Source organism: Virgisporangium aliadipatigenens (assembly GCF_016863615.1).
GTDB lineage: Bacteria > Actinomycetota > Actinomycetes > Mycobacteriales > Micromonosporaceae > Virgisporangium > Virgisporangium aliadipatigenens.
This window is the reverse complement of sequence record NZ_BOPF01000003.1, coordinates 470,154-490,309: the sequence shown is the minus strand read 5'-3', so window position 1 is coordinate 490,309 and position 20,156 is coordinate 470,154. Positions and strand designations below refer to the sequence as shown.

16 protein-coding genes are annotated in these 20,156 nt (G+C 73.7%); 7 read left to right on the top strand and 9 right to left on the bottom strand.

Annotated features, from left to right (window positions below):
* The 3 genes from Val02_RS06390 to Val02_RS06380 are packed head-to-tail and all read left to right on the top strand — an operon-like array spanning position 1 to position 2,854.
* On the top strand, positions 1–819 hold the full coding sequence (locus Val02_RS06390; protein ID WP_203897941.1) for an ABC transporter permease: 819 nt from the start codon (positions 1–3) through the stop codon (positions 817–819).
* The gene (locus tag Val02_RS06385) at positions 795–1,523 is read left to right on the top strand and encodes an ABC transporter ATP-binding protein (RefSeq protein ID WP_203897940.1); all 729 of its coding nucleotides are present in this window, start codon (positions 795–797) and stop codon (positions 1,521–1,523) included. The genes Val02_RS06390 and Val02_RS06385 overlap by 25 nt, the downstream gene beginning before the upstream one ends.
* Positions 1,520–2,854 carry an LLM class flavin-dependent oxidoreductase gene (locus Val02_RS06380; RefSeq protein WP_203897939.1) on the top strand — a complete coding sequence of 445 codons (1,335 nt, stop codon included), beginning with the start codon at positions 1,520–1,522 and terminating at the stop codon, positions 2,852–2,854. Before Val02_RS06385 ends, Val02_RS06380 begins: the two co-directional genes overlap by 4 nt.
* 54 nt (positions 2,855–2,908) lie before the next feature.
* Here the strand turns inward: Val02_RS06380 and Val02_RS06375 are convergent, their stop codons facing one another.
* From Val02_RS06375 to Val02_RS06365, 3 genes are read right to left on the bottom strand one after another with little or no spacing between them, the layout of a single operon-like run.
* The gene (locus Val02_RS06375; protein WP_203897938.1) at positions 2,909–3,367 is read right to left on the bottom strand and encodes a hypothetical protein; all 459 of its coding nucleotides are present in this window, start codon (positions 3,365–3,367) and stop codon (positions 2,909–2,911) included.
* Positions 3,368–3,369: 2 nt separating this feature from the next.
* Positions 3,370–3,828, bottom strand: a complete 459-nt coding sequence (locus Val02_RS06370; RefSeq protein WP_203897937.1) for a hypothetical protein — start codon at positions 3,826–3,828, stop codon at positions 3,370–3,372.
* A 40-nt stretch (positions 3,829–3,868) separates the two neighbouring features.
* The gene (locus Val02_RS06365; protein WP_203897936.1) at positions 3,869–6,064 is read right to left on the bottom strand and encodes an NACHT domain-containing protein; all 2,196 of its coding nucleotides are present in this window, start codon (positions 6,062–6,064) and stop codon (positions 3,869–3,871) included.
* Positions 6,065–6,198: 134 nt separating this feature from the next.
* Here Val02_RS06365 and Val02_RS06360 point away from each other — a divergent pair, with 134 nt between their 5' ends.
* Positions 6,199–6,927: an AfsR/SARP family transcriptional regulator gene (locus Val02_RS06360; RefSeq protein ID WP_203897935.1), complete on the top strand. Its 729-nt coding sequence runs from the start codon at positions 6,199–6,201 to the stop codon at positions 6,925–6,927.
* Here Val02_RS06360 and Val02_RS06355 read toward each other — a convergent pair.
* A complete protein-coding gene (locus Val02_RS06355; protein WP_203897934.1) occupies positions 6,916–9,630 on the bottom strand; it encodes an AfsR/SARP family transcriptional regulator in 2,715 nt (904 codons plus the stop codon). The two genes, Val02_RS06360 and Val02_RS06355, sit on opposite strands and share 12 nt — an antisense overlap.
* A 72-nt stretch (positions 9,631–9,702) precedes the next feature.
* On the bottom strand, positions 9,703–12,168 hold the full coding sequence (locus tag Val02_RS06350; protein ID WP_203897933.1) for an ATP-binding protein: 2,466 nt from the start codon (positions 12,166–12,168) through the stop codon (positions 9,703–9,705).
* Between the two features lie 249 nt (positions 12,169–12,417).
* Here Val02_RS06350 and Val02_RS06345 point away from each other — a divergent pair, with 249 nt between their 5' ends.
* A complete protein-coding gene (locus tag Val02_RS06345; RefSeq protein ID WP_203897932.1) occupies positions 12,418–12,900 on the top strand; it encodes an RICIN domain-containing protein in 483 nt (160 codons plus the stop codon).
* Positions 12,901–13,034: 134 nt separating this feature from the next.
* Positions 13,035–13,787: an SDR family NAD(P)-dependent oxidoreductase gene (locus Val02_RS06340; protein ID WP_203897931.1), complete on the top strand. Its 753-nt coding sequence runs from the start codon at positions 13,035–13,037 to the stop codon at positions 13,785–13,787.
* Between the two features lie 24 nt (positions 13,788–13,811).
* Here the strand turns inward: Val02_RS06340 and Val02_RS06335 are convergent, their stop codons facing one another.
* From Val02_RS06335 to Val02_RS06325, 3 genes are read right to left on the bottom strand one after another with little or no spacing between them, the layout of a single operon-like run.
* Entirely contained in the window at positions 13,812–14,765 is a 954-nt protein-coding gene (locus tag Val02_RS06335) for an aldo/keto reductase (protein WP_203897930.1), read from the bottom strand.
* Entirely contained in the window at positions 14,762–15,616 is an 855-nt protein-coding gene (locus tag Val02_RS06330) for an amidohydrolase family protein (RefSeq protein ID WP_203897929.1), read from the bottom strand. The genes Val02_RS06335 and Val02_RS06330 overlap by 4 nt, the downstream gene beginning before the upstream one ends.
* A 9-nt stretch (positions 15,617–15,625) precedes the next feature.
* Positions 15,626–16,111: a pyridoxamine 5'-phosphate oxidase family protein gene (locus tag Val02_RS06325; protein ID WP_203897928.1), complete on the bottom strand. Its 486-nt coding sequence runs from the start codon at positions 16,109–16,111 to the stop codon at positions 15,626–15,628.
* 658 nt (positions 16,112–16,769) lie between these two features.
* Between Val02_RS06325 and Val02_RS06320 the strand changes: the two genes are divergently transcribed.
* On the top strand, positions 16,770–18,374 hold the full coding sequence (locus tag Val02_RS06320; RefSeq protein ID WP_203897927.1) for a HAMP domain-containing methyl-accepting chemotaxis protein: 1,605 nt from the start codon (positions 16,770–16,772) through the stop codon (positions 18,372–18,374).
* 4 nt (positions 18,375–18,378) lie between these two features.
* On the opposite strand, the gene Val02_RS06315 is transcribed toward Val02_RS06320, so the two are convergent.
* A complete protein-coding gene (locus tag Val02_RS06315; RefSeq protein WP_203897926.1) occupies positions 18,379–20,034 on the bottom strand; it encodes a hypothetical protein in 1,656 nt (551 codons plus the stop codon).
* Positions 20,035–20,156: the final 122 nt, after the last annotated feature.

Here is a 20,156-nt window from a genome sequence, read left to right as displayed (position 1 = left end):
ATGACCCTTCTGCTGGATTCCGCGAAGAAGTCCACTGTGGACGTTCGGCCGACGCGGCCGCGGCTCGGGCCCGGGCGGGCCATCCCCTACGGCCGGGTCCTCGGGCCCGTCGTGGTGCTCGCCGCCTGGTGGGGCGCCTCCGCCGGCGGCCTCTTCGACCCCCGCCTGCTGCCGGCCCCGGACACCGTTCTCGCCGCCGCCCTCGATCTGATCGAACGCGGCACGCTGCAGGACAGCCTGCTCGTGTCCCTGCAACGGGCCGGCATCGGCTTCTCCATCGGCGCCACGGTCGGCATCGTGCTGGCCCTCCTCGCCGGGCTCAGCCGCTCCGGTGAAGCCGTCGTCGACGGGTGGATGCAGGTGCAGCGCTCGGTGCCGACGCTCGGGCTCATCCCGCTGATGATCCTGTGGCTCGGCATCGGGGAGACGTTCAAGGTGGTGATCATCGCCATCGTGGTGGCCATCATCATCTACATCCAGACCTACGCCGGCCTTACCGGCATCGACAGCCGCTACGTCGAACTGGCCGAGACCGTGGACCTGAGCCGGGCGCGCTTCATCCGGCTCGTCGTCCTGCCGGGCGCACTGCCCGGGCTCTTCGTCGGGCTGCGGCTCGCCGTCACCGGTTCGTGGCTCTCCCTGGTCGTGCTCGAACAGATCAACGCCACCAGCGGGATCGGCTATCTCATGTTCCAGGCCCAGAACTACGCGCAGACCGAGGTGATCGTCGTCTACGGCCTCTTCGGGTTCGTCTCCGACGGGCTGCTGCGCCTCGTGGAAAGGAAGGTGCTGGCATGGCGCTCGACACTCAGCGGGTAACCACCCCCGCGGTGCGGGTGCGGGACCTGGTGCGCGGCTTCGGGAGCACCGCCGTCCTGCGCGGACTCGACCTCGACATCGCGCCCGGCCAGTTCGTGGCGCTGCTCGGGCGCAGCGGCTCCGGCAAGAGCACCCTGCTGCGCGCCCTCGCCGGGCTCGACCGCGGCGTGGCGGGAACGGGCGAGATCGACGTGCCGGACCAGGTGGCCGTCGTCTTCCAGGACTCGCGACTGCTGCCCTGGCAACGGGTCCTGCCCAACGTCGTCATCGGGCTCGACGGGCCGAACGCCGACCGGCTCGGGCGCGACGCGCTCGCCGAGGTCGGCCTGGCCGGCCGGGAACGCGCCTGGCCGCGCGAACTGTCCGGCGGCGAACAGCAGCGCGTCGCACTCGCCCGCTCGCTCGTGCGCGAACCGGCCCTGCTGCTGGCCGACGAGCCGTTCGGTGCGCTGGACGCGCTGACCCGCATCCGCATGCACGCCCTGCTGCGCGAGCTGTGCCAGCGCCACGGGCCGGCCGTGTTGCTGGTCACCCACGACGTGGACGAGGCCATCGTGCTCGCCGACCGCGTGGTCGTCCTGGTCGACGGCGCCATCGCGGTGGACCGTCCGATCGAACTGGCACAGCCGCGCTCGCACCGCGATCCGGCGTTCCTGTCGTACCGCTACGAACTGCTGACCGCCCTGGGGGTCGACGCCGAATGACCGGACGGCTGCACCTGAACGCGTTCCTGATGGACAACGGGCACCACGAGGCGGCCTGGCGGCTGCCGGAGAGCGACCCGCACGCCGCCACCGATGTGGCGCACTGGCAGCACCTGGCGCGCGTCGCCGAACGCGGGAAGCTCGACTCGCTCTTCCTCGCCGACAGCCCGGTGGTGTGGGGCGGCAGCATCGCCCGCCGACCCGCCGCGGCGCTCGAACCCACGCTCCTGCTCACCGCGCTCGCCGGCGCCACGCGGCACATCGGCCTCATCGCGACGGCCTCCACCACCTACAACGAGCCGTTCAACCTGGCCCGCCGCTTCGCCTCGCTGGACCACATCAGCGGCGGCCGCGCCGGCTGGAACATCGTCACCACGGCCGGTCTCGACGCCGCGCGCAACTTCAATCTCACCGCCCTGCCGGCGCACCGGGACCGCTACGCGCGGGCGGCCGAGTTCGTCGAGGTGTCGCTGAAGCTCTGGGACAGCTGGGACGACGAGGCGGTCCTGGCCGACAAGACGGCCGGCGTGTGGGGCGACGACGCCCGGCTGCACCCGGCTTCGCACACCGGCGACTTCTATCGGGTCGCCGGCCCGCTGAACGTCTCCCGTTCGCCGCAGGGGCGGCCGCTGCTGGTGCAGGCCGGCTCGTCGGAGAGCGGGAAGGACTTCGCCGCCCGGTACGCCGAGGCGGTCTTCACCGCGCAGCAGACGCTGGCGGACGCGCAGGCGTTCTACCGGGATCTGAAGGGACGGGCCGCGGCGCTCGGACGGGACCCGGAGACGGTGAAGATCCTGCCCGGGATCGTGCCCGCGATCGGCGCCACCGAACGGGAGGCCCTCGCCCTGGAGGAGGAACTCGACCGGCTGATCCGGCCGGAGTACGCCAAGGCGCAGCTCGCCGAGCACCTCCGCGTGTCGCCCGAGGACCTGCACCTCGACCGCGAACTGCCGGCCGACCTGCCCGACGAGGACAGCATCCAGGGCGCCAAGAGCCGGTACACGCTCATCGTCACGCTCGCCCGCCGCGAACGCCTCACCGTCCGCCAGCTCATCGGCCGGCTCGGCGGCGGCCGCGGGCACCGCACCTTCGCCGGCACGCCCGAGCAGGTGGCCGACGCGATCCAGCACTGGGCCGACAACGGCGCGGCCGACGGCTTCAACATCATGCCGCCGGTACTGCCGCGCGGGCTGGAGGACTTCGTCGACCACGTGGTGCCGATCCTGCAGCGGCGCGGCCTCTTCCGCACCGACTACGAGGGAACGACCCTGCGCGAGCACTACGGTCTCCCACGTCCCGCGCCGGCGCGCGGCCTGGCGGCGGCGCGCTGAGACACCCGGCCCGGTCCCGTCCGCCAGCGCCGCCGGCCGGGGCCGCCTCCCCCGCTACATGCACCACCACAGGTACATGTGCTGCTCGGGAAAGCGCACCTCGCGGGCGAGATCGCGCAGCCCGCGCACCGTGTCGTCCAACTCCCCCGGCGCCCACTCGACGCCCCACTCCTCCGCCGTCGCCCACCGGGCCGCGACGGGCGCGATCCGCTCGTCCGGCAGCGCCGCGAGCGCCCGCACGAAGCCGTCCGAGATCTGGCTCAGCCCGTGCGTGTACTCCTCGCACGCGAACAGCATCGGGCCGTCCGCGCTGAAGCGCCGGATGTCGAACGGCAGCCCGTAGCCCTCGGGCACCGGGGCGTCCTCGATGATCGCCCACAGCGTGCTGCCCAGAACGCCCGGCTCGACCCACTTCAGCTCCAGCTTCGGCACGTCCTGGCCGCCCGGCCCCGCGTCGGCGAGGGTCATGGCCCGCTCGGGCGTGGCCACGAAGTAGTCCGTGAACATGCCCATGGCTACAGCGACCACCAGACGTACAGGTGCTGCTCCTCGGAACGCACCTCCCGGGCGAGGTCGCGCAGCTCGAGCACCAGCCCGTCCAGCTCGCCCGGCTCGACCGGCCCGCCCCACTCCTCTGCGGTCCCCCACAGCGCGGCGACCGGCGCGACCCGCTCGTCCGGCAGCGTGGCGAGCGCCCGCACGAAGCCGTCGTCGAGCTGCACGAGCGCGTGCGTGTCGTCGTCGGAGTCGTTGAGCCACTCGTCGATCGCGTCGTACCGGTCGAGGTCGAACGGCGCGCTGTAGGGCGCCACGACCGGCACGCCCTCGATGACCGCCCACAGCGTGCTGCCCAGAACGGCCGGATCCACGCCCTTCAGCTCCAGCTTGGGCAGGTCGGCCTCGTGCGGGCCGGCATCGGCGAGGGTGGCGGCCACCTCGGGCGTGGCCACGAAGTAATCGGTCAGAATCCCCATGGCCGGAAGCTATCGAAGGGGTCCGACAGTTTTCCGCCCCTCACGGGTCGCCGGCGAGGTGATCCTGGATGCGGCTGTGCCGGAACTGGTACACCCCGCCGGACTGGCGCAGCACGCCGCGATCGTGCGCCTCCCGCAGGAACGCCATCAGCCGCAGCGGCGTGCGGCCCCGCGCGGCGAGCAGCACCCGCAGCACGGTGAACCGCCCCCACGGACTCAGCGTCGCCACCGCCAGCCAGAACACCACCGCGACCACCACCCACCTGGTCGCCGCGAGGAGCACCGCGTAGATCCAGTATGAGGACGTGGACAGCTGCACCTGACCGGCCATCAGCACGGCGAAGACCGACGCCACCGCGACCGTCAGCAGGAGCCCGGCCGCGCGGTCCTCCGCGAGCAGCCGCGCCGGGGTGACCGCCCGCTGTCCGTCGTCCGCCGCGCGGACCAGCCCGCGGGCGAACCGCGACATCAGCAGCACGAAGGGCAGATAGCTCAGCACCAGGCCCGACAAGCCGCGCAGGACGAAGCCGACGAAGGTCCGCTCCTCGCCGAGCAACCCGGTGACCCGCTCGGCCAGCGCGAAGCCGGCCAGGACGACCGCCACCCCGCCGAGCAGCAGGCCGAGGCCCTGCGCCGCACCGCGCGGGGTGAGCACGATCCGGCGGGGCGCGGAGACGGAGAAGCCGACCGCGACACCCGCGACGCAGCCGACCGCGAACTCCACCACCGCCACGAACGGGGTGTGCTCGCCCTGCGTCGCGACGATCACGAAGTCGAACGACACCAGGAGCACACCCAGGTAGACGATCACCGTCCAGCGCATCAGCCGGCCGCTCCCGTGCCCCGCCATGAGCAGCGCCAGCATGCCGATCAGCGGCTGGTTCGAGGAGCCGGCGATCACCAGCCCGAGCAGGCCCAGCGCGCCGACCGCCGAGCCGAAGGCGACGCCGGTGATCAGGGCCGCGACCGGACGCGGAAAGACCCGGTGCAGCTCCCACCACGCCAGGTCGTAGGTGCGGCGTTCCTGGAGGTGGCGGGCGAGCCAGGCGAGCCGGCGCCGGATCACCACGATCTCCTCCGGGGTGCGCGCCGGCCACGACGCCGTGCCGATCCCGTACACCGCCGGGATCAACAGGCCGAGCAGGTGGCGTTCGAGGTCGTGGCGGGTCGCGCCGGCGTGCAGCAGGTGCGCCGGGTCGGTGCCGCGGTGCCGGTACGCGGCGCGGGCCAGCCAGGCCGTCAGCGGCGTCGTGAGCGCGTGCGTGAGCGGCGTAGCGGCGCCGTCGGCCAGGTGGGCGAGCACCGGGTTCCAGCGCGGCACCGGCCGGTCGGTCCCGTCGACGAGATACCGGGCGACGTCGGAGGGGCGCAGTGGCAGCAGTTCGATCACGGCGGCGGCGGGCAGCGGTCCGTGGGCGTCGACCGCCGCCTCGTAGGCGGCCGTTCGGCAGGTGACGACGACGTGCGTGCCGGCGGCGGCCATCCCGGCGAGCGCGGCCTCGTGCCGGCCGGCGGCGATCTCGTCGAGCCCGTCGAGAACGGGCAGGATCCGGCCGGTCGCGAGCAGTTCGCGGGCGGTGCTGCGTTCGGTGCCGTCGGGTGCCCGCATCGGCCGCGCCAGCGAGCGGTGGTCGGCGGCGACCCGTTCGGCGATCCACTCCTCCAACGGGGTCGCGGGATCCCAGCCGGCGACCGTCAGCAGCACCGGCACCGGCGCGTCGGGGGTGCGCCGGCGCAGCAGTTCGACGGTGAGGTGCAGGACGAGCATCGACTTGCCGGCGCCCGGTTCGCCGAGGACGACCAGCCGGCGGGGTGCGTCGGCGCCGGCGAACAGATCGGCGATCGTGTCGTACGAGCCGTCGAGCGCCATCGGGGCGGCACCGGGTGCGCCGCGGATCGAGGACCAACTGGCCATCACCTCACGCGCCCGCGCCGAGACGCTCCACCGCACCGGCAGCGGATACGGGTCGAGGACCTGCCGGGCGCGCTGTTCGGCGGTCCACTGCCGCAGTTGCGCGCCGGCAAGGGCGGTCGCGGCCGCGTCGAGCGGTTCCGCCGACGCCGTCCGCGGATGGCGCCACGCCGCCCAGCTGACGACGACGCTCGCGACCGCCACCGACAGTCCGGCGGCTGCCGCGACGTTCTGGCCGTCCTCGGTCCACAACAGCATCGTGGGAACGGCGATGAGCAGCGCCACGCCGGCCAGCAGCGCGCGCCGTCGCCAGCGGATCGCCATGCGTGCATCATCGCCAGCGGCGGCCGGCTCACGCACCACCCGTTGCGGCAGTTCGGCGGGACGATCAACGACAGTCGGGGCCCGTTCCATCGGCATTCCACAGCCGTCCCATCGATGCGGGGCACCGTGGCGGCATGGCGACGTGGCTGCGGTTGGTGGGGACGTTCGAGGTGTGGCGGGACGGGTCGGCCGTCGAGACGGCGCTCGGGAGCCGGAAGGCGCGGGTGCTGCTGGCGATGCTGGCCGTGCGGCGGGGCGTGCTGGTGCCGGGTGACTCCATTGTGGACAGTCTGTGGGCCGATGACGTTCCACGGGATCCGCGGGCGAACGTGGCGACTCTCGTGAGCCGGCTGCGGGCGGCGATCGGCACGGACGCCGTCCTCGGGGACCGGCACGGGTACCGGCTGTCGACCGCGGTCGGCACCGATCTCGACGAGGCGGTGGCGCTGCTGGAGCGCGGCGGCGCCCGGGAGGCGGCCGAACTGCTGGGGCGCGGGCCGCTGCTGCCGTGGGTGTCCGATGTGGACTGGCTGGCGCGCGCCCGCGACCGGCACGCGGCGCTGCTGCGCGACGCCCTGCTCGGGACGGCCGACGCCGCGCTGGCGGCCGGTGCCGCGCGGACCGCGCGCGCGGCCGCCGACGCGGTCCTCGCGACGGACCCGTTGGACGAACGGGCCACCCGCGCGCTCATGCGCGCCTGCCTCGCCGGCGGCGACCCGGCCGGCGCGCTGCGCGCCTACGAGCGGCTGCGCCGCGCCCTCGCCGACGAACTCGGCACCGTCCCGACCGCGCCGACCCGCCGCCTGCACGTGGCGGTGCTGCGCGAGGAGCCCGTCGGCGTCCGGTCGCCCTCAGCCGGCTGAGGCCAGCCGCCGCGCGACCCGTTCGGCGTCCGGGTGGCGCAGCTCGGTCAGCATCGCGCGGGCCCGCCGCCAGGCCCGCTCGGCGGCGTCCCGGTCGCCCATGGCGTGGTGCGCGTCGCCGAGCACCACGAGCGACTCGGCGACGTGGTGGCGGTCGTCCAGCGCCTCGAAGCCGGCGATGGCCGGCAGCAGGCAGTCGACGGCCCGGTCGTGCTTGCCGAGCCCGTGCAGCACATGCCCGAGCGTGGCGCGGGCGATGGCCTCGCCGATCCGGTCGCCGAGCGCCGTGAACATCGACAGCGCCGTCTCACAGCGTCCCACCGCCGACCCGTGGTCGCCGCAGAGCGAGTCGTAGCGGCCGGCCATGTTCAGCGCCATGGCGCCGCCGCGCGCGTTGCCGGTCTCGGTGTAGAGGCGCAGGGCCCGCAGGTTCTCCTCGCCGGCGTCTCGGTAGCGGCCCTGTGCCTCCCGCACGACGGCGAGGTTGTTGTGCGTGTTGGCCTCGCCGGCCAGGTCGCCGGTGCGCCGGTACAGGGCGAGCGCGGCGCTCAGGTGCCCGATGGCGGCGTCGAGGTCGTCGCGGTTCATCGTGGCGCGCGCCAGGAGGCGATGGCTGACCGCCTCGGCGTGCGGGTCGTGCAGCGCGCGGCCGGCGTCGACCGCCGCGCGGCCCAGCTCCCACAGGTCCTGCCAGCGGCCGGTCCGGTCGAGGAACGTCCACATCGCCCAGGCGAGCCGCCAGGTGTGCTCGTGGGCGCCGGCGCGCACGCAGTGTTCGACGACGGCGAGCAGCACGCGGTGCTCGGCGGCGAACCACCGCGTCGCCTCGGCGTAGGAGCCGGGCGCCTCGGCCGTCACGCCGGATCCCTTGCGCGGCAACGGGATCGGGTCGCGGTGCGGGTGCAGGGCCAGCGCGGCGGCGCAGGCGCTGTGCAGGTAGTGATCCAGCACGCGGGCGGTCGCGTCCCGGCGCGCCGGTTCGCTGTCCACAGTGGACAGCAACAACTCGCGGGCGTAGTCGCGCAGGAGGTCGTGGGCGGTGTAGCGACCGGGTAGGTATTCGGTCAGCAGGTGCGCGTCGCTGAGCGTCGCCAGCAGTCGCCGGATCTCCACTGTGGACAGTCCGGCCAGGCTCGCGGCGGCGTGCGTCGACAGGTCCGGGCCCGGGTGCGCGCCGAAGAGCCGGAAGAGCCGGGCCGAGCGTTCGTCGAGCGCGCGGTAGGAGGACGCGAGGACGTCCCGCACGTCGTAGAGCCCTTCCCGGGGAACGAGTTCAGCCGCCAGCGCCGCCAATGTGAAGCCCGGGTGCGCCGCTGCGCGGGCGGCCACCACCGCCAGGGCCAACGGCAGGCGCGCGCAGCGCTCGACGATCCGGTCGACGGCGTCGCGTTCGGCGGCCACGCGGGCCGCACCGATCCGGCGGGCCAGCAGGTCCTCCGACTCGGCGCCGCTGAGCAGCTCCAGCGTCAGCGGGAACGCCCCGTCGGCGCGCACCAGGTCGGCCAGCCGTCGCCGGCTCGTCACCAGCACCAGACAGCCGGGTGCCGCGGGCAGCAGCGGCCGCACCTGGGCGGCGTCGCGGGCGTTGTCCAACAGCAGCAGCATCCGCCGGCCGTGCAGCAGGGTCCGGTACAGGCCGACGCGCGCGTCCGGGCCGGTCGGCATGCGTTCGGCGGCGACACCGAGCGCCTCCAGAAACCCGCGCACCGCCTCGTCGGGCGCGACGGCCTCCCGGGTGTCGAACCCCCGCAGGTCCACGTGCAGCTGCCCGTCGACGAACCGGTCCGCGACCCGGTGGGCCCAGCGCACCGCCAGCGTCGTCTTGCCCACGCCGGCCGAACCGGAGACCACGCACACGACCCCGCCGGAGGTCTCCACGGCGTCCCCGGCGGCACCGGCGGCCGCTATCGCGTCGAGGGCGGCGAGTTCGCGGGTGCGGCCGGCGAAGCCGCGCGGGGCGGCCGGCAGTTGGCGGGGCACCGGCAGCGTGTGCGGGTCGACGCCGGGATCGGCCCGCAGCATCCCGCGGTGCAGGCGGCGCAGCGCCGGGCCGGGGTCGGCGCCCAGTTCCTCGGCGAGGTCGTGGCGCAGCCGTTCGTAGGCGCGCAGCGCGTCGGCCTGCCGGCCGCAGCGGTACAGCGCGAGCATGTACTGGCCGGTGAGGCGTTCGTCCAGCGGGTGTGCGGTGATCCGCGCCGCGAGCCGGTCGACCACCTCGGCGTGGCCGCCCTCGGCGAGGACCAGGTCGGTGCGGTCCAGTTCGGCCGCGAACCGCCGCGCCGTCAGGGCCTCGCGCCACGCCCGGATCCACGGGGTGTCCAGACCGGCGAACGGCTCGCCGCGCCACAGCGCCAGCGCCTCGTCGTACCGGGCGAGATCGGCCTCCGCCCGGGCCCGCGCCAGGAGCGTGTCGAAGCGGCTCAGGTCGAACTCGTCGACCCGCACGACGTAGCCGGTGCCCTCGCGCGCCACGTCGATCCCGGTGGTCTTGCGCAGCCGCGACACGTAGCCGGAGAGCAGATTGCGGGCCCGTGGCGGCGGTTCGTCGCCCCACACGCGGTGCGCCAGCCGTTCGGGCGGCACGCACCGGCCGGCGTCGGCGAGCAGCGCCACGAGCACACAGCACTGGCGCGCGTGTCCGACGTCGACGGGCCGCCCGTCGACGCGCACCTCCACCGGGCCGAGGACCCGACACTCCAGCATCGGGGGGAGACTCGCACAGCCGTTGCGCGGCCGCTGTCAGCAATCGTTCTGCAACCTGCCTGGGCAGTACACCTAGGCGGCTTGCGGGAAGCCGCCGAGGATCCGCCGGAGCCCGGCCTCGGCACGGTCCCGTTGGGCGGGGTCGATCCCCGCGACAGCCAGCGATTCGAGGTAGTACCCCATGGCGGCGGCCCGGTCGCCGGTGTGCTGCGCCACGTCGCCGAGCAGGGTGAGGGAGTTGGCCTCGCCGCGCCGGTAGCCGACCCGGCGGCACAGGTCGAGCGCGCGACGTAGGGGCGGGACGGCGCGCGCGGGATCGCCGAGTCGGAGGTAGGTGCCCGCGAGTCCCTCCAGCGCGTCGGCCTCGTTGGTGCGATCGCCGACCCGCCGGCTGGCGCCCGCGGCGCGGAGGAAGTGGGTGACGGCGCGTTCGGTCTCGCCCAACGCGTTCTCGGCGTTTGCGAGGTTGGTCAGCGCGATCGCCTCCCCCGCGACGTCGTCGATGCCGCGGTACCCGACGATCGCCTGTGCGAGGTGCTCCACCGCGGACGTGTGGCGTCCCAGGAGCGACTCGATGTACGCGATGTTCGTCAGGGTGTGGGTGACACCCTGGGTCGCGCCGAGGCACTCGAAAAGGGCGCGCGCGGCGGTCATGTGCTCCAGCGCGATCGCGTGGTCGCCCTGCCAGAGGGTGGCGCTGCCGAGGTTCATCAGGGCGCGTGCCTCGCCGAGGCGGTCACCGACGGAACGGAACAGGCCGAGCGCCGCGCGCAGTTCACCGGCCCCGGCCCGGTGATCGCCGCGGATGCAGCGTGCGGCACCGAGCCCGACCAGGGCCGCGGCCTCATCTGCGGCGTCGGCGGCGGCGCGGGCGGCGTCGCGTGCGTTGCCGTGGATCCGCAGCGCCTCGTCGGGATGTTCGCTGAGATACCGGAACAGGGTGACGGACAGGTCGACGGCGTGCCGCCGCAGGCCGTGCTCCGCGGCATGGTCGGAGACGGCGACCAGCACCGGCAGCTCCGTGTCGAGCCAGTCCTTCGCCGCGGCGGCGTCGGGAAACGCCACGATCGGGGCGACCGTGGTCTCCGGCCGGCGCCGCATGCCCGCGTCGGCCGGATGCAACGTGTCCATCGCGGCGATCGTGGCGGACGTGTAGTGGTCGAGCAGGCGGCCCAACGCGTCCCGACGCTGCGTGGAACTGTCCTCGTCGACACCGCGTTCGGCGGCGTAGGCGCGCACCAGATCGTGCATGACGAACCGGCCCTCTCCTGCCGGACGCACCAGATGTTCGCGTTCCAGATGATGCAGCAGCGCGTCGACCCGGGCCGGCGCGAGATCGGCGAGCGCCACGGCGGCACAGCGGTCGAGGTCCGGCCCCGGGTGGAGAGCGAGCATCCGGAACAGCGACCGGTGACCGGGCGGCAGGCTCTGGTAGGACTGCGCGAGAGCGACGCCGATCCCGGAGTCGATACGCCGCGCCGCGTGCCGCTCGTCGAGCCGGTCGGCGTGGTCGGTCACCGTCCATCCGGGTGTGCCGCGCATGTGTCCGGTCACCAGGCGCAGCGCCAGCGGCAGGCCACCGCAGCGCTGCGCGAGCCGGCCGACGGCCGACGGGTCGACGCCGACGGTGATCCGGGGGACGGCCCGGACGAGGTACTCCCAGGTCTCGTCCACGGTGAACACGTCGAGCGGGAACGCGTGCACCGCCGCCGTCGTCGACGTGAGACGTGCCAGGCGGCGCCGGCTGGTGATCAGGGTGATGCAACCGGGAACATCGGCGAGCAGCCGACGCACCTGCTCCTCGTCGGCGGCGTCGTCGAGGACGAGGAGGGTCGGCCTGTCCGCCAGCCGGTCGCGAAAGAGTGCGTGCCGCTCCGCGGATTCGTGCGGGACCCGGTTGCCGGGGACGCCGAGCAGCCGGAGGAACGCGTCGAGCACGGCGGCCGGATCGGCCGAAGGCTGCACCGGATCGGGATGGAACCCGCGCAGGTTGACGTACAGGACCCGGGTGGTCGGCCGGCGCCGCAGGATCCGGTGCGCCATCCGCACGGCGAGCTGGGTCTTGCCCACCCCGGGCATACCTTCGATCGACAGGATCAGGTCGGCCGGGTCTTCGATCAGGGTGTCCAGGCCGGCGAGTTCGGCCCGGCGCCCGGTGAACTCCGCCAGCTCCGGTGGCAGCGCGTCGAAGACCCGTACCTGCGAAGCGGCCGCCCTCTGGCCGGCCGCGACACGCAGCGCCTGCCGCCACTGGTTGACGTAGCCGGGATCGCCGTGCAGCGCCCGGACGACGGCGACGACGAGTTCCGGGTCGAGACGCCTGCGCCCGGCCTTGAAGCAGTCCACCACGGTGCCCCGCGCGGCGTCCTCGTTGGCCGGCCGGCCGTCGGCCCGCCGGTCGCGGTTGACCCGCTCGGTGATCACCGTGAACGACGGGTCACCCGCGTAGACCTTCAACGCGCGCAGGCAGGACGTCAGCTCCTCCACCGTGCCGGCGGCGCCCGGGTCCGGCAGGTCGGCATGCGGCCCGTCGGCCATACAACGTCACCCCCATGGTCGCGCCAAGATCTTATGGATCGATGCGCGGGACGTGCTGCCGCTCTCGTGTCCGGGCGCCGCGAACCACCGGGATGCCGCATCGGCGCCGTCACCATGCGTGAGATCCCGCTCGGTCATCCGCGTTTGGATTCGTGTGGAGTCCGTGTCCCGCCGGCGCCCGCCGCAGCAGGATCGCGGCACGGCTCATCGGCCACCCGGCATCCGGGGCCGACTGTTGAAGGGAACGACGTGCGCAGAAGTATCCTCACCGCGATCGCCGCTTTCGTCGCGATCGTTGCGACCCAGTTGGCCGTCGTCCAGCCGGCCGCGGCTGTTCCGGGCGGCGACTGGCTGAAGAACGGGGGCAGCAACCTGTGCCTCGACGGCAGCGCCTCGCAGGGCGTTCGCATGATGACGTGCAGCACGACCAGCAAGTACCAGCGCTGGACCCCCGCATTTCACGACCCCTACGACCTCGAACCGATCGCGCTGAGGAACGAGGCCTACTCGGATATGTGCCTGGACGGCAGCGTCTCGTCGGGCGCGCGCCTGCTGCCGTGCAACAAGAAGCCGTGGCAGATCTGGTCCTTCGGGGGCATGCCGTCACTGATGAACGACGCTTACGGCTTCGACAAAGCCCTCGACGGGAGCGCGAGTCACGGCGTACGGATGAACGACCGGGCCTACGACAGCCCCTACCAGACCTGGCGCTTCGTCATCGTCAGGACCTGATCCCACCGCGTCATCCCGACCGACTACGACGCCTACCCGACCGGAGGCCCCGGTAACCGCCCAGCAACTGATCGAGATCGCTGACCTGATGCGCCTGAACAGGTAGGTTGATCCGAAAAGGCTGGAGGCGCGCGATGGCGGAGTTCGACGGACTGGTGGCCGTGGTGACGGGTGGCGCGAGCGGTATCGGCGCGGCGACCACGACGATCCTGCGGGAGAAGGGCGCCACGGTCGCGAGCCTCGACCTGAACCCGGACGACGACAAGACCGCCGACCTCGCCGTGGCCTGCGACGTGCGGGACCGCGGCACGGTGGAGACGGCGATCGCCACCGTCGTCGACCGGCTCGGCCGCATCGACATCCTGTGCAACAACGCCGGCATCGGCGCGGCCGGCGACGTGACCGCGAACGACGACGCGGAGTGGCACCGCGTCCTCGATGTCAACGTCGTCGGCATCGCCCGCACCACCACGGCCGCGCTGCCGCACCTGCGCACCTCGCCGGCCGCCGCCATCGTCAACACCTGTTCGATCGTGGCGCCGGTGGGGGTGCCGCAGCGGGCGCTGTACAGCGCCAGCAAGGGCGCGGTCGCCGCGCTGACCCTGGCGATGGCCGCCGACCACCTGCACGACGGCATCCGGGTCAACGCCGTGGTGCCCGGCACCGCCGACACGCCGTGGGTGCAGCGCCTGCTGGAGGTGGCCGACGACCGCGACGCCGCCCTCGCGGCCCTGGTCGCCCGCCAGCCGATGGGCCGGCTCGTCTCCGCCGAGGAGGTGGCGCACGCGATCGCCTACCTGGCGAGCCCGCTCTCCTCGTCGACGACGGGCACGCTGCTCGCGGTCGACGGCGGCTTCACCGGCCTGCGCGTCCCCGCCCGGTCGTAGCCACGCCGCCGCCCGGGCCGCGCTTCAGGACGGAGCGAGCCGCGCGTACAGGTCCGGCGGGACGGGCGTGGACCAGCGGTCGACCGCCTCGCGCACCTCCGCCGGGCTGCGCGCCCCGACCAGCACCGACGCCACCTCGGGGTGCGCGAGCGGAAACCCGAGCGCCGCCGTCGGCAGGTCGACGCCGGCCTGTTCGCAGACGTCCGCCAGCGCCGATGCCCGCCGCAGCACCGCGTCGTCGGCCGGCCGGTAGCCGAAGCGGGCGTCGGGCCGCGGTCGCGGCGTCGCGAGGATGCCGGAGTTGTAGGCCCCGCCGATCACCACGGAGACCCCGCGCTCGCGGGCCAGCGGGAGGAGTTCGGGCTCGGCGCCGCGGTCCAGCAGCGTGAGGCGGCCCGCCGAGAGGATCACGTCCAGGTCGGACTCGCGGATGAAACGCGCGAGGGGTCCGACGTGGTTCATGCCCGCGCCGATCGCGCGCACCGTGCCCTCTCGGCGTAGTTCGACCATCGCGGGGAACGCCGTGCGCAGCGCCTCGTCCTCCCGACCGTCCGGATCGTGCAGGTACAGCACATCCACGCGGTCGACCCCCAGCCGCTGCAGGCTCTCCTCCAGGGAACGTCGGATGCCGTCCCGGCTCAGGTCGTAGCGGCGCACGTGCGTCGCGGGGACCACGAAGCCGCCCGGGTCCGGCCCGGGATCGCGCTCGGGGTTGGGCTCCAGGATCCGGCCCGCCTTCGTGGAGAGCACGTACTCCTCGCGTGGCACACCGGCCAGCCATCGCCCGAGGCGGCGTTCGGCGAGTCCGATGCCGTAGTGCGGTGCCGTGTCGAAGTGGCGGATCCCGGCGTCCCAGGCGGCGGCGACGGTCTCCGCCGCCCGCGCCTCGGTGATCGCCTCGTACAGGTTGCCCAGCGGGCCGGTGCCCAGGCCGAGTTCGGTGAGGGCGAGCCCGTGCGGGCCGGGGCGGGTCCTCATCGGCGGCCTCCCGCGTCGAGCCGGTACCAGTCGGAGGCCGTTCCCCACCAGAACGCCTCGCGCTCCCCGTCGGCGAGCCGGCCGACCGCGTCCTCGACGGCGGCGACGACCTCCGGGTACGGCGCGCCGACCGTGCACACCGGCCAGTCGCTGCCGAACATCACCCGATCCGGCCCGAACAGCGTCAACGCCGCGTCGAGATAGTCGCGCACCTGCGCACCGGCCGACTTGAGCTCGCGCACCTGGGTGGCGAACCCGGAGAACTTCACCGCCACGTTCGGCGCGTGCGCGGCGGGGCGCATCAGTGCCGTCCACTCGCCCGCGGGCAGGACGTCGAGGTCGGGCTTGGCGAGGTGGTCGATGACCATACGCGTGCCCGGGTGGGCGTAAGCGGCGACGGCGACGGCGGGCAGATGACGTTCCCGGACAAGGAGATCGAGGGTCAGGGACCGCTGGCCCACCGCGGCGACGGCGTGGCTCGCGGCGGGGGTGATCAGGAACCCGTCCGCGGCCCGCGCGTCGGTCAGATCGCGCACGCCGACCAGCCACTGCGCGTGCGGGTGATCGAGCAGCGCGTCGAGCGCGTTCGCCGGCTCCCCCTCGAACGCCACCCAGCCGACGACCCCGACGGTGCCCGGCTCGGCGGCGGCGATGTCCAGCAGGTCCGGCGTCTCGGCCGGATCGGCGACGGTCTGCACGAGAACGCCCGAGTTGATCCCGCACGGCCCCGCCTCGGCCGCCCAGTCGGCGGTGGCGAAGTCCCGCCCGATGACGGCACGTTCGTCGGCACTCATCCACTCCTGTGGATGCCTCGCCAACTCCCACACGTGGTGATGCGCGTCAATCCTCATGGCACCACGCTACGGCTCGACGAGCGCCCGGTGATCCTTCGACAGGCCGTGCAACGCACACGGCGTCCGGGGTTCGCGCGGGCACAGCACCCACAACCGCGACACGCTCGCCACGTACATCCGGTACGGCTCCGCACCGGTGACGTCCGCCCGCGTCAACGACACGCCCCCACGCTCCGGCGGGCCGGGGTAGATGTCCAACGCCCGGTCGAGGCCGTCGTCCGGCACCTCGCGCGCCGTGGCCGTCGCGTACACCGCCCGCCCGTGGTAGGCCGGCACCGTCGAGTCGTAGACGACGACGCTGACCCGGGGGCGTTCGACCAGATTGCGGGAGTGGCGGGCGTCGGACTCGGAGCACCAGACGAACTCGCGCTCGTCGGCGGCGGCGAAGTAGACGGGGCTCAGCCACGGACGGCCGTCGGGATCGGCGGTCCCGAGGGTGAGGTAGCGGTTGCGCGCCAGCAGGTCGCGGGCGTGCGCGAGGAGATCCGTCACCGGTCGAGGCCCGCGTCGGGTGAGATCACCTCCCCGACTCTGCCACAGGCTGTGGCGCCCGGCACCCCGCGAGCGACTCCGGACGAACCGGCAGATAGCCGGACGTTACTGTCTCGTACTCATGACCGCCGTGCTCCCCGCCGCGCCCCAGCAGGACGCGTCCGCTCTCCCGGCCCGGCTGCCGTCGCTGACCGGTCTGCGCTGGATCGCCGCGATGCTGGTCTTCGGATACCACGTGGGAACGATGCGGGTCATGGCGGCGGCTCGCGAAGATCTTCCGGAGCCACGCGGTCATGTGGGCCGTGGTGCTCGTGGCGCTGCTGTGCTGGGGGTTGCCCGTCGATCCGCTGGTGGCCGCTGCAGGAACTCCTGCCACCCGCCGACCGGCGTCTTCGCGTTCACCTGGCTGGTGGCCGGCTCATCGGCGCCGCCCTGCGCCTGCTCGACCACCCGAACGGCTTCACCGGCCGGCACGGACCGGCGGCGGTGCTGGCGTTCCTGCTGGTGTGCCTGGGCTGTGCGGCACTGCTGCACCGCTACGTCGAACTGCCGGCGATGCGGCCTGCTGTCCCCCGGTCGGCGGCAGCGGGTGCCAACCGATACGTCCTCTTGAACTGACCTCGATCAAGTGACGGCCGACACCGCCGAATGTTCTCGCATGGTGAACGGTCTTGTCTCCGGCGTGCTGCGCGGGCGCAGCATCCGCACCACTCTGCTCATGACGGCGGGGTTCGCTCTGGCGGCCGCCGCCGCGATCGGCACCGTGGGCATCGTGCAGATCAACCGCATCGCGGCCGGCACGGAGGCGGTGTACGACCAGTCGCTCAAGCCGTTGCACACGATCGACGACATCCACCAACTCGTGTGGCACCAGCGCTGGTCCAGCCTGTCCAACCTGACCGCCGCCGACCCGGCGAAGGCGGCGGACTACGCCAAGGAGACCACCGCCCTGCGGGCCGAGGTGACGGAGAAGATCGCCGCGTACAACAGCCTCGCCGTGACCGGCCCGGAGCGCGACGCGATGCGCACCTTCGAGGCCTCCTGGAAGAACTACCTCGCGCTGAGCAAGGAGTCCGCCGGCATCAAGGAGTCGGGACGGCTGGTGGAGTGGCAGGACTTCCGCACCACCAAACTGAACCCGGCCACCAACCAGGCGGTCAAGGACCTGGAGGCGGCCAAGCAACTGGCGCTCACCCACGCGCAGCAGGCCGCCGAGGACGTCAAGGCCGCATCGGCGGGCGCACGGCTGTACACCGGCGTGTTCCTGGTGCTCGGCGTGCTGCTGGCGGGGGCGTTCGCCCTCGGTGTCGCGCACAGTCTCGCCCGTCGCATGCGCGAACTCCGCGACCGCCTCACCGCCGTCGCCGAGGGCGACCTGACCGAACGCCCCGCCGACACGTCACAGACCGAGATCGGCGAGATGTCCCGGGCGCTGCACCAGGCGACCACGAAGATGCGCGCCACCGTCAGCACCCTCGCCGCCACCAGCGCCGGCCTCTCCGCCCGTTCGGAGGATCTCGCCGGGGCGAGCCGCGACCTGACCGCCACGGTCGAGCACACCTCGTCGCGGGTGGCGTCGATCGACACCGCCGCGGGCAGCGTCACCGCCGGCGTGCACGCCGTGGCCGGCGGCGCCGAGGAGATGGGGGCCTCGATCGGCGAGATCTCCGCGAACGCCACCCAGGCCGCCGAGGTCGCCACCCAGGCCGTCGGGGTGGCCGCCGACGCCGAGAGCCTGATGGTCAAGCTCGGCAACTCCTCCGCCGAGATCGACAGCGTCGTCAAGGTGATCACCGCGATCGCCGCCCAGACCAACCTCCTCGCCCTCAACGCCACCATCGAGGCGGCCCGCGCCGGCGAGAGCGGCCGCGGCTTCGCTGTCGTGGCCGGCGAGGTCAAGGACCTGGCGCAGGAGACCGCCAAGGCGACCGAGGAGATCGGCCGCCGCATCGAGGCCATCCAGCAGGACGCCCGCACCGCCGTCCACTCCATCTCCGGCATCAGCCAGGTCATCGCGCGGATCAGCGACTACCAGAACACCATCGCCTCGGCCGTCGAGCAGCAGAGCGCCACCACGGGCACGATGTCCGGCGACCTCAACCGGGCCGCGATGGGTACCTCCCAGATCTCCGCGGAGATCAGCGAGGTGGTCGCCGCGACCGGCAGCGCCCGCGACGCCGCGACAGCGACCCGGGACGCGGCCGTCGACCTCGCCGACATTTCGCGGGAACTCCGTAAGGCGGTCGAAACCTTCCGGGTGTGATCGCTCAGCCCTTGTAGATCTGGGTGGCGTCGCCGGCGGCGGTGCGCGGCACCGTCGAGCGGCCCGCGTAGTTCGCGGCCTCGGCGTCGGAGGCGACGACGACGTCGAGGTGCTCCCGGGTGCCCGCCGGGCCGTCCAGTTGGAGATTCGCGCAGGTCCACCGGCCACCGTCGACGGTGCACGGGCCCTGCGCGATCACCTCGTCGGTGTTCTCCGCGCGCGCGAACAGCCAGACCTGGAACCCGGCGGACCAGCCGGTGACCGTGCCGTCGATCGACTGTCCGGTCGCCAGCGTCCAGCCGAACCATTTCTCGTCGAAGAGGATCGCGCCGTGGAACCGGCCCGTGGCGGGCGCACCACCGGTCGGCCCGGCACCGCCCGTCGGCCCGGCACCGCCCGTGCGACTGCCGGACGGCGGGCCCGCGGTGGGCGCACCCGGCGCCGGGTCCGGGCCGCGCGCCGTGGACGAGGCGGACGGCACCGCCGGATACGAGGCGGACGGCGCGGACCGCGCGGCGTCCGACGCCGTGCGCGAGACCAACGGCGCCGGGGCGCCACCCCGGTCGTCGGATGACAGGTGTGCGCCGAAGGCCGACCCGCCGGCGACCAGCCCGACGGCCAGCACACCGGCCGACGCCGCCGCGGCCCACCGGACCGGCCGTTGCGGCTGCGGCATCAACCGGCCCAGCAGCGCGTAGAGCACCTCGGCGGAGGCCCGGGCGGCGAACCGCCGGTAGCGGTCGTCCTTGGCCCGGTCGGCGTGGTCGCTCACGCCCTTGGCCACCAGCCAGTGCCCGATCCGCTGCTGCTGCGCCACGGTCGCGACGGCGGCCGCCTCCATCTCCAGCCCGGCAACCGTGCGCACGCCCATGCCGCCGATCCGTTCCCAGGTGGCGCCGTCGCGGACCACCGCGCTGCCGCTGGCCATCGGGCCCGCCACCACGGCGAACGGCAGGCGACCCGGCCCCCGCGCGTCGTCGTGCAGGGCCCGCTCCGCCACCGTGCGACCGTGCGGGGTCAGCACCCAGTCCGCATCCCGCCGCGCGACGACGCCCTCCTCCGCCAGCGCCGCCAGCCGACCGGCCCACGCGCCGCCCGGGAAGAACCTGTCCCGGGCCGGATGCCCACCGGGTTGTCTCCCGTGCAGGAGCTGCTCCAGCAGCCAAGTCGTCGCCTCGTGGTCGTCCGCCGGCCCGTGGCTCGGCAGTCCGGCCGGCGAGAAGTCCTGAACCGCCCGTAGCCAGCCCGGGTCGAGAGCCGTCTGGCGATGGTCGGCGACCAGCCCGTCGGCGGTCTGCCGGCCCTCGTCGTACGCGTAGGCGATCTCGGCGACCACCACATCGCCCAGGCCGACGATCGCCGGGTTTCCGGCGCACACGCCGCACAGGGCGACGCACGCGGGCCGCAGCCGTTCGGCCAGCACGGCGGTCAGCGCGCCGACCGTCCGGCCGCCCATCCGCGCCGGACGCGCGAGCGCCACCGTCACCCGCCGGCCGCCCGCTCGCACTCCCCGGCCGAGGAGGTAGGGCGCGGGGCCGTCGCGGTCGCGTTCGACCCAGTCGGCGATGCCGAAGCCCGCCGGCGGCGGTGCCGAGCCGGCGGCACGCGCCTCCTCGAACTCCACCGGCAACGCCGAGACGATCAGTACGTCGACGCGCATCACGACTTCCCCTCGAGGCGCCGGGCAACCGACGGCCAAGTATCGCCAGCGTGGGAGATCGACGGGATGTCTCCGGTTACAAACACCCGAAAGACTCACCGCGGGATGCGCGCCCCGGGTCC